General features: G+C 43.8%; 9 protein-coding genes and 2 pseudogenes. 7 read left to right on the forward strand and 4 right to left on the reverse strand.

The window, feature by feature from the left end; genetic code table 11:
• Window positions 1–261, forward strand: a 261-nt coding sequence (locus H6G92_RS36965) for a hypothetical protein (protein ID WP_190901599.1), incomplete at its 5' end; no start/stop codon positions are given.
• Window positions 262–460: 199 nt separating this feature from the next.
• On the opposite strand, the gene H6G92_RS36970 is transcribed toward H6G92_RS36965, so the two are convergent.
• Window positions 461–706 (reverse strand): hypothetical protein, encoded by a 246-nt coding sequence (locus tag H6G92_RS36970; protein WP_190901601.1) that lies wholly within the window; start codon window positions 704–706, stop codon window positions 461–463.
• A 266-nt stretch (window positions 707–972) separates the two neighbouring features.
• Between H6G92_RS36970 and H6G92_RS36975 the strand changes: the two are divergent.
• Window positions 973–1,164, forward strand: a pseudogene (locus H6G92_RS36975) (IS4 family transposase); the annotation flags it as partial.
• A 10-nt stretch (window positions 1,165–1,174) separates the two neighbouring features.
• Here H6G92_RS36975 and H6G92_RS40070 read toward each other — a convergent pair.
• A pseudogene (locus H6G92_RS40070) lies at window positions 1,175–1,324 on the reverse strand (IS982 family transposase); the annotation flags it as partial.
• Between the two features lie 765 nt (window positions 1,325–2,089).
• On the opposite strand from H6G92_RS40070, the gene H6G92_RS36980 reads away from it, so the two are divergent.
• Genes H6G92_RS36980 through H6G92_RS36990 form a run of 3 tightly spaced genes read left to right on the forward strand, consistent with a single transcriptional unit; the run spans window position 2,090 to window position 4,083 of the window.
• A complete protein-coding gene (locus H6G92_RS36980) occupies window positions 2,090–2,425 on the forward strand; it encodes a hypothetical protein (RefSeq protein ID WP_190901603.1) in 336 nt (111 codons plus the stop codon).
• On the forward strand, window positions 2,425–2,520 hold the full coding sequence (locus H6G92_RS36985; RefSeq protein ID WP_313890061.1) for a hypothetical protein: 96 nt from the start codon (window positions 2,425–2,427) through the stop codon (window positions 2,518–2,520). The genes H6G92_RS36980 and H6G92_RS36985 overlap by 1 nt, the downstream gene beginning before the upstream one ends.
• 9 nt (window positions 2,521–2,529) lie before the next feature.
• Window positions 2,530–4,083, forward strand: a complete 1,554-nt coding sequence (locus H6G92_RS36990; protein ID WP_190901605.1) for a pentapeptide repeat-containing protein — start codon at window positions 2,530–2,532, stop codon at window positions 4,081–4,083.
• Window positions 4,084–4,128: 45 nt separating this feature from the next.
• On the opposite strand, the gene H6G92_RS36995 is transcribed toward H6G92_RS36990, so the two are convergent.
• Both H6G92_RS36995 and H6G92_RS37000 read right to left on the reverse strand, forming a co-directional pair.
• Window positions 4,129–5,238, reverse strand: a complete 1,110-nt coding sequence (locus H6G92_RS36995) for a ParB/RepB/Spo0J family partition protein (RefSeq protein ID WP_190901607.1) — start codon at window positions 5,236–5,238, stop codon at window positions 4,129–4,131.
• Window positions 5,235–5,990, reverse strand: a complete 756-nt coding sequence (locus tag H6G92_RS37000; protein WP_190901609.1) for a ParA family protein — start codon at window positions 5,988–5,990, stop codon at window positions 5,235–5,237. Before H6G92_RS37000 ends, H6G92_RS36995 begins: the two co-directional genes overlap by 4 nt.
• Before the next feature lie 167 nt (window positions 5,991–6,157).
• Here H6G92_RS37000 and recD2 point away from each other — a divergent pair, with 167 nt between their 5' ends.
• Window positions 6,158–8,467 carry an SF1B family DNA helicase RecD2 gene (gene recD2 / locus H6G92_RS37005; protein ID WP_190901611.1) on the forward strand — a complete coding sequence of 770 codons (2,310 nt, stop codon included), beginning with the start codon at window positions 6,158–6,160 and terminating at the stop codon, window positions 8,465–8,467.
• A 486-nt stretch (window positions 8,468–8,953) separates the two neighbouring features.
• Window positions 8,954–9,130 carry a hypothetical protein gene (locus tag H6G92_RS37010; protein WP_190901613.1) on the forward strand — a complete coding sequence of 59 codons (177 nt, stop codon included), beginning with the start codon at window positions 8,954–8,956 and terminating at the stop codon, window positions 9,128–9,130.
• Window positions 9,131–9,192 lie beyond the last annotated feature (62 nt).

The following is a 9,192-nucleotide window of genomic DNA, read 5'->3' on the forward strand; positions in this document are numbered from 1 at the left end:
GTAGATGTCGTTGAAAATAATTCGGCGGTCTTCAATAACCCAGTAATAGCTGCATCTGAACCGCATAAGGAAGCACTAGTACGAGAATGGCGACAACGCTATCCAATTCCTGTTGATGCTGATTATGGGTCAGCGAAGGTTTTACGAACTGGTAAGTCGGAACTGGCTACAAACATTCTTGAGTCCAGTCTACAGTTAAATCTTTGGTTACTCACAATGAGACTACCCTTACCGCAGTTAAATCTACTACTGAACACCTAACTATTCCCAGGGCGAACGCACGGTATTTCTGAAACCCCTGCTGGATAAGGATATTGACGAAAAAATAGGTTAAATTAAAAAACGCCAAAACCCTTGCTATTAAAGGATTCTTATACTTTAGATGCGTTTGCCCTGACGCGATCGCTGTGCTCAACTGGTGGCAGGCAGCGGCAGACGCTCTGCTATGGCTTTACTTTTATTAATCATCATCATAATCCCAGCGACGATGATGACCACGACCCCAGTGACCATGACCATGACCATGACCATGACCATGACCATGACCATGACCATGACCATGACCATGACCATGACCCCAGTGACCATGACCATGACCCCAGTGACCATGACCATGACCATGACCCCAGTGACCACCGGATAGAAGCTGCTGTTCGTTTGTGGATAGTTCTGTCAGCAACTCACATATGTTAATTTGATCCGACATAATTACCTCAGTTTTATTCATTGCCTGTTACAAACTGTACCGAACTGAAATACAAATTTGGAGCGATCAAAATCTGTAATTTTAATGCTCCAGACCATTCAAAACCTAATTGAAATTCTCATGGAAGTCATTGTGGCGAACCAACAATGTATCTTAACTTTTATATTTTTCATTGGAGTAGCTACTCCTTCTTTTTATATATATGGTTATCTATAAAAAGTCTGAAATTTTCTTGATTAGGCAATGTTAAAAAAATAGTATCAAGCCAAACTGCTGTAACTAATGCTGCTAATCTAGCATTCTGTATGGTCAATTTATCCCATCATCTTCTCGCTGATTTCCGTCACCATAATCCCGGTTCTGGCATTATTGACCTGAAAGCTTATTATCGTGGCTTTCGATATGTCCGTGAAATGTTAAAAATGCTTAGAGAAAAGCCTGAGCCTATTTTAACGTGAGTTCGACGAATTAAAAAACAGTAGGAGGTAGAGCAGGCGAGTCTTTTGGGTAAATATCAAGCGAGGGTTTTTTAGGAAGATAAGTATAAGCGGCTAAACCCGCCATCAAATTGACCAAAAAGTTAAATACACTACGATGGCGAGAATGTTCTATCTGGGCGTAAATAGAAGGTTCGTGCAACCAGGGGCAACCTTATAAAATTTAGTAAAAATAACCCTTTATTTAGCCTTAATTGATAAGAAATACAAATGATAACATTGCCTAGTTCGTCCCATTTTAGGCAATGTTTTTCAGTTTCGAGACGAAGCGATAATACTTTGAGACAATAACTTCCGCGTACTCCAAGCTCCGTTTTAGGCAAAGTTATTTTACTGTTTATGCGCTAGAAAAACCATTTGTGCAACTTATCTTTGAATGAGCGCGGTTAAATCTCGTATCAATCTCTGTAACTGTTGCTGTATAAGGTTTTTAGCTACAGGTTGCCCCTGGTTGCATGAACCTTCTATTTACGCCTACAAACATACATACAAAAGTATTACAACTAAAAGCCGCAACGACAGATTGAAGGTTTGAGCTTACGTAATACTTTAATTTACAAAGGTGTAGTACATTCGCCAACAGTATCAGATGTTTGTGATTTTCGGCAAGATGATTTGAAAACGTTTATTCTGTGTGGGTTTGAAAAAATGCTACATCAAATTCAAAAAAGCCAGGATTTATAACGGAAAATCAAGCTTTTTCAGTCATATTGCAGGCTTTTGGTCATATCTTGGCTCAACACCTTTTCTATAATATGTGACATTTTGAGGGAGAATGGTGCTAATTGAATCACCGAAAACGAAGGTTTTCGGTGATTATTGTCTAAATATTAAGAGGGGAACGCAAAAGCACTCGACCCCTCTCAAGCCGTTTGAGACTCCTTCAATGTTACCAATTCCTGCTTCGCAGGGTGCAATCGCTGTTGCACCCACCCAAAAAATGGCTGATGTTTCTGGTACTGCCCAACTAGTAGCCCTCTGGCTGCACGGCAAGTCTAAAGCTTCTCAGCGTTCCTACGAGTCAGACATCCGTTGCTTTGTTGCGTTTCTGCTGGTTCAAAAGCCTTCTGGAGTAAAGCTAAATGATTTGGACTTGCGGACTGTCACCATGAATGACGTACAAGCGTACTGTGATTATCTGGAGACTGTCACCAGTTCCCACACTAGCTCAGACACAGCCACGCCTCACATTCACTGGATCGGGGTGCGGCTCCTCAGTTAGTGCAGCATACGTTGGGACATAAGTCATTAGACACTACCAGTCGCTATGCTCACGCCAAACCTAACGACAGTAGCGGATTGTACTTAGCACGGTAGGGGTGTTTCATGAGTCAAAAGCAATCGCATAATTTGAAGCAGGTCTTATATGCTAGGCGAAAATTGTTAATCCGAATTGCTGTCTTAGCTGCCTTGCTTGGAGTGATCGCGAATTTTGCAAAACTATATCCGTTTGAGGGGGTTGGCGAGTGGACTGGTATCGGAAAAGACTCGAATACATCAGTAGAAATAGAAATCAATCCCAAGACTAAAGAAGTTATTAAAATAACGGGCAAGGAAAATTTCCAATCTTCCAAGACTTTGTGGGATTGGTTGCAACTTGGTGGCGCGGTCGCTATTCCTTTCGTACTGCTTTACTTTGAACGAACACAGCAGAAGCGATCTGAAAAGCAGGCTGAAACTGAGAAAAAAATAGCAGATAACAACTTACGTGAGCAAGCTCTAGAGGCTTATTTTGACAAAATGTCAGAACTGCTGATTGATAAAGAGTTAAAAGTGTTAATTAGCAAAAAATTAGAGGAATCAACCCTCGAATACCAGAAGTTAGATGCAGCGCTTGATATAGCGCGTGCTAGAACATTATCGGTGCTGCGAAGGTTGAATCAAGATGGAGAACGAAAGGGAAGCGTTATTCGTTTTCTGGTTGATGCAGAACTTATAAGGACTCTGGATTTGAACAGTGCCAACCTCAGCGATGCAATCCTCAGCGATGCAATCCTTGAAGGTGCCAAGCTCAGCCGTGCCAACCTCAGCGATGCCAAGCTCAGCCGTGCCAACCTCAGCGATGCCAAGCTCAGCCGTGCCATCCTCAGCGATGCAATCCTCGAAGGTGCCAACCTCGAAGGTGCAATCCTCGAAGGTGCCATCCTCAGCGATGCAATCCTCGAAGGTGCCAACCTCGAAGGTGCAATCCTCGAAGGTGCAATCCTCGAAGGTGCAATCCTCGAAGGTGCCAACCTCAGCGGTGCCAAGCTCAGCCCTGCCAACCTCAGCGGTGCCAAGCTCAGCCCTGCCAACCTCGAAGGTGCCAACCTCAGCGGTGCCAACCTCGAAGGTGCCGACCTCAGCGGTGCCAACCTCGAAGGTGCCAACCTCCAAGGTGCCAAGCTCAGCCCTGCCAACCTCGAAGGTGCCAACCTCAGCGGTGCAATCCTCAGCCCTGCCAACCTCAGCGGTGCAATCCTCAGCCGTGCCAACCTCAGCGGTGCAATCCTCAGCGATGCCATCCTCAGCGATGCCATCCTCAGCCGTGCCAGCCTCAGCGATGCAATCCTCAGCCGTGCCAGCCTCGAAAATGCCAGCTTCGAAAATGCCAGCCTCGAAAATGCCAGCCTGATTGGTGCTAAGCTCCAAGGTGCCGACCTCCAAGGTGCCGACCTCCAAGGTGCCGACCTCCAAGGTGCCGACCTCCAAGGTGCCGACCTCCAAGGTGCCAAGCTCCAAGGTGCCAAGCTCCAAGGTGCCAAGCTCCAAGGTGCCAAGCTCCAAGGTGCCAAGCTCCAAGGTGCCAAAGACTTAACTCCTGAGCAAGTTAAAAAAGCTAAAAATTGGAAGAAAGCAAAATACGACAAAGAATTTCGTGCCAAGCTTGGTTTGGGGTGAAATCAGTGAGGCTGTCGTTTGCCGCCACACAACGGCTAAACAGCTTCACTCAACATTTGTCAGCGTCTCCAATTGGGCAAGTAGTTTCTCTATCTGTTTGCGCTTCTTAGGGTCTGACCAAATACGGGACTTTCTTAGTTTAGTAGTCGCAGTAGTAAAACGTTCTTTGTAATTATTAGACTCGGTGTTAGAGGTAGAGTCTTGGCTTTTCTTCTCACTAATCCGTTGTCTGATTTCGCTTAAAGACCAGTTGTTGGCAATAGCTTGTTCTAAAAAGTCAACACGCTCATTCAACGTGGGAATCTGGGCAATGGCTTTGGCTTTGGTGTACTCAAGTGAGCCTTCCATTAGCGCATCAAGGATATCTTCTGGGAGGTTGAGCAAGGGTAGACGGTTCTTAACGAAAGATTCCCAGGTCATTAACCCTAAGCTATCAAACACAGATTCAACGATTTTGAGGTCTTGGTTGACAGCAGGCTCATGATTAAGGGCTGAATCATCCGTTTCGGTTTCGCCCATAACGTTATAGGTAGATAAGTCAATATCGCCTTTATCGTCGCTGATAGCGTTATTAGTGGACTCAGTTTCAACTCCGCCCATAACGTTATGGGTAGGGTCATCACCTTCGCTTTTCAGAGCGCCCATAACGTTATGGGTAACTGTAGATGCTTTGTTATGTAAGCGTTGTAGACGATACAGTAATGGGGGGATATCCTCAACACTTCGACCTAGTTTGAGAGACAGCAGTTGCAGGATGCCTTCGGTTTCTTCAACTGGATTCAGGTCTTCTCGAAGTAAGTTTTCTATAAGTGCAAATTGAAAAGCTGCGTTGTCGTCTAACTCTCTAATGACGACGGGGACAACTTTTAGCCCAATACTTAAGGCAGCACGATAGCGGCGTTCTCCTGCGACTAATTCGTGTTTTTCTCCATCAAGAGGGCGTACCAACAAGGGCTGCAAGATGCCATGCTGTTTGATGGATTCAGTTAACTGCTTTAATGCTTCCGAGTCAAAGTAACGGCGCGGTTGATTCGGCGGCAGAGAAATCTGTTCTAAGGGCATGGATTGAGCAGAACCAGCATTCAATGCGCCTGTGGTGTCCCAAGGTACATCAATTTTGCTTTTGAGAGGTTGACTGGTTTTAGTGCGTCTCATTTTAAGGATTCTAAACTAACGGCTATTTTTTTCAAGATTTGGACAGATGGGTGCTTTGGATCGTAAACTGCAAGGGGCATTCGTTCTTCTGAAGCATCAACAAAAGCAGTAGAGCGAGGAATGGGCGCAAAGACTGTTCCGGCGCTTGCTAGTTGTTCGGTGATGGCTGCTAGGGTACGAGTGTCCTGGGAGTTACGGGCATCGTATTTTGTCGGTACAAATCCGGCAATTTGCAATTTGCGGTTGGGTTTATTGCGAACTGTAGCAACCGTTTTTAAGAGTTCACCTGTACCCTCAAAGGCTTTGAAATGGGTTTCTAGGGGAACGAGAACATGAGTGGCAGCTACAAGGGAGATGTAAGAGAGTAGCCCTAAGCTGGGAGGGCAATCTATTAAGATAAAATCGTAATCTGATTCAATTGGTTCGATGGCTTCTTTTAGGCGGAAATCGCGCATGGAGGCACTAACCAATTGCATTTCTGCCGTAGAAAGAGAGATGTTGGCAGGGGCTAAATCCATGCCGTGAATCCCCTCATGAATTGGCAGAGGTTGTTCATCCACAATGGCATTGTAGACACTTTGCTCTATCTCTCTTGGAACCAAGCCCATAAAAATAGTTAAGCTGGCTTGGGGATCTATGTCGATGAGCAGAACACGATGACCCAATTGCGCTATTTGGTAGCCCAAGTTTTGGGTAAGGGTGGTTTTGGCAACACCTCCCGCCTGATTAAAAACTGCGATGATTCGGCTCATAAGTGAGTTGGTTTAGCTGCACCGTTACAACTAAAGATAACGGTGAAAAGTCGTTTAGAAATGTATATTTTTGTTCGTGGCTGCTATTTTCTTTGAAAATGTGATCATATAGGTTATAGCCGATTTAATTAGGCAAGAACACTGGCATCGGGGAGGATGGTATTTTAATGATCTCGTTCTCTAAAGTCGATAAACTTCCTATTCTTACCTTAAATGAAATCCAGCAGTACCTAGAAAGTGGACTTTTTCGGGGAATTGGAAAAAAAACTGCCCTAACTCTTGTCAATTACTTTGGCTATGAAACCCTATCGGTTTTAGATGCTTACCCAGAAAGACTTGAGTCAGTCCCTGGACTTGGTAAATCTCGAATCGCTGCAATAAAAAAAGCTTGGTCAGAGAATAAAGCCAATCCGACAAGAGGAATTATCGCCCAGCTTTTGGGTCTGGGAACATCACTTCGATTAACCTTAAAGATTTGTGAGCATTATGGACACAGAACCTCATCGGTACTCAAAAGCGACCCTTACAAATTAATTGATGATATTGAGGGCATCGGCTTTAAAACTGCTGATGAGTTGGCGATATCTCTGGGCATTCCAGTTACAAGTGATAGTCGTTACTCTAAAGGTTTACTCCATGTCTTGAAAGAGGCTTTGAGTGAGGGTAACTGTTTTCTACCTGAATCTCATTTGCTGGCGCGTTCTTTCTCTTTGCTCCAGCGTCCTCACCACACACCAGACTATAAATCTTTAAATACTATTCTTGGTCAGTTAGTTGAGAACCAAACTTTAGTTTATGGTGAGGTGGCCAATAGTGTTTATACTAGAGCCGCCTACCGTGCTGAACTGTCTGTAGCGTTAAAAATTCAAACTCTAATTAACCGACCAACTTACCCGACCGAACATTTAGAACATTGGTTAGCCGGCTTTGAAGCGCCTGAATATCGTGAACTCTCACGCTTAACTCCTGAACAAACCAGTGGCTTGTTGATGGCAGTTAAACATCCTATTAGTATCCTTACAGGGGGCCCTGGGCGGGGGAAAACCTATGTACTAAAAACTTTGGTGGAATGGTTAACATTAAGGGGGGCAAATATAGCTCTTGCAGCCCCGACCGGAAAGGCAGCCAACCGGATGAAAGAGGCTACTGGAATGTCCGCCAGCACCATTCACCGTCTACTCCAATGGCAGGGACTAGGGCAAAACTTTTACTATAACGAGGATAATCCTTTAACTATTGATTGGTTAATTGTTGATGAGTTTTCAATGGTGGACATATTTTTGTTCAATTCTTTATTAAAAGCCTTACCAGCAACAACCCAAATTCTGTTAGTAGGAGACTCTGACCAATTACCTAGTGTTGGCCCTGGAATGGTGCTGCGGGACTTGCTCTCTGCTGAAATAGTACCAACAACAAGATTGCAAAAAATTCATCGACAGCGAAAGGACAGCCCGATTATCTATGCAGCTAGTGAGGTAAATTTTGGCACGGTTCCCCTACTAGACAAATTTAATCAACCTGCCTCGTGGATGGATGTGGGTGACTGTGCGATGTTAGAAGCTACTTCACCAGAAATGACGGCTAAAAGCATTGTCTCTTTAGTCGCGTCAATGAAGAAAGAGAATGTAGACTTGAATCAAAAAGTGATAGTGTTAGCACCCCAGAAGGAAGGGGCTGCTGGTGTTCACAATCTCAATAAACTTCTTCAGCCCATCTTTAATCCCAAAAAACCTAACCAGCAGGAAGTGGTTTCCTCTTCTGTAGTATATCGAGTTGGCGATAGGGTGATACAACTGAAAAATCGTTATGATACGCTCCCGCCAGTGATGAACGGTGAGACTGGTCAGGTAATTGCAGTAGATGACAAAAAACAAATGGTGAAAATTTCATTTGAAGGAGGAGCGATCGTTGATTACTATCCTGGTTACTTTGAGCAAATCATGCACTCGTTTTGTATAACTTGTCATAAGAGCCAGGGCAGTGAATTTCAGTATGTGATTTTCCCGTTACTAATGTCTAACTACCGAATGTTAACCCGTCAACTCCTTTACACAACGATGACTCGCGCTCAGGGAACATTTATCGCGGTTGGACAGCCAGAAGCATTAAAGATTGCTGTTCTAACAGATAAACCTGCAAAACGGTTTACTGGGTTGATGGCTCTACTCATTTCACCTATTGATGAACTCAGCAAAACATTCTCGCGTTTAAGCCTAGCCAAACCCGTTGTAAGTGCAACACCAGCAACCGTCACCGTCGCGTCTAGACTACAGTCACGCAAACTCAGTGCCACGCCCGGACAGATGACGACTATCGGTACTATCGCCCTACAAATGTATGAGGACAAATATGGACATCGCCCGTCGAAGCAACTAGAACAGGTAGGGAAGTTTAAATTTAAAACTTATCACTACGAAACTGAGGGGGTTGAGTTAATTGACTCGGCAATTGATTTGGTGATGAGAGAGGAAGCGTAGAAGAGGCTGATTGCTGATTTCTGCACTCACTTGTGTAATTGATGTTGATATAACGTAATTGATATCAAAGGCCGTGTATTGCCCGAAAGTAAGAAAATAAAAAGAGAAGATTTCTTACTTTAATTGCCACAAAGAACCCATATCAATGGTTTTGAGAGCCATTACTGTGTATCTCTATTGCTCTGTCGAAGCTGGGGAGGCTATTGGAGTGCGAGCGCAGATGGAAGAGCGCGAAAACACCTCCCTTGAACTATTCCAGAAAAGAATGAAAAAAGGCGACATGGAATTAAACAAACTCAAAATATAAATATTTGATGAAATATTCATTAACTGTCTTAACTGTCTTAAGTTTCCTTGCATTTTGAGAAAAATTTTGAAATATTAACAAGTGGAAAGTGCGCTGAGGTAGTTCTTAAGAAACTTCCAATATTCAAACTTGCCAATTTATTTTTTCCATCACAATTATTGGATTGAGGAATTAAAAACATGGCTGATGAATTTGAAAAATTACGGCAATTGAAACTTCAAAAGCCAGTCAATTATTACACCTATTGGGGCTTAGAGGCAGACTTTTCAAGACGTGGACTTATTAGCCCAGCTGACTTTTCACGGGATGTGGAAAGGGGAAATTGGTTCGCGAATGATATTCGCGAATCACTGTGACTTTTTATATTTAGAAGCTTCCTCAACCAAATCTTTTAAACCCTGATTGAGAATTTCAACCG

The sequence above is a fragment of the Nostoc foliaceum FACHB-393 genome (assembly GCF_014698505.1).
Lineage (GTDB): Bacteria > Cyanobacteriota > Cyanobacteriia > Cyanobacteriales > Nostocaceae > Nostoc > Nostoc foliaceum_A.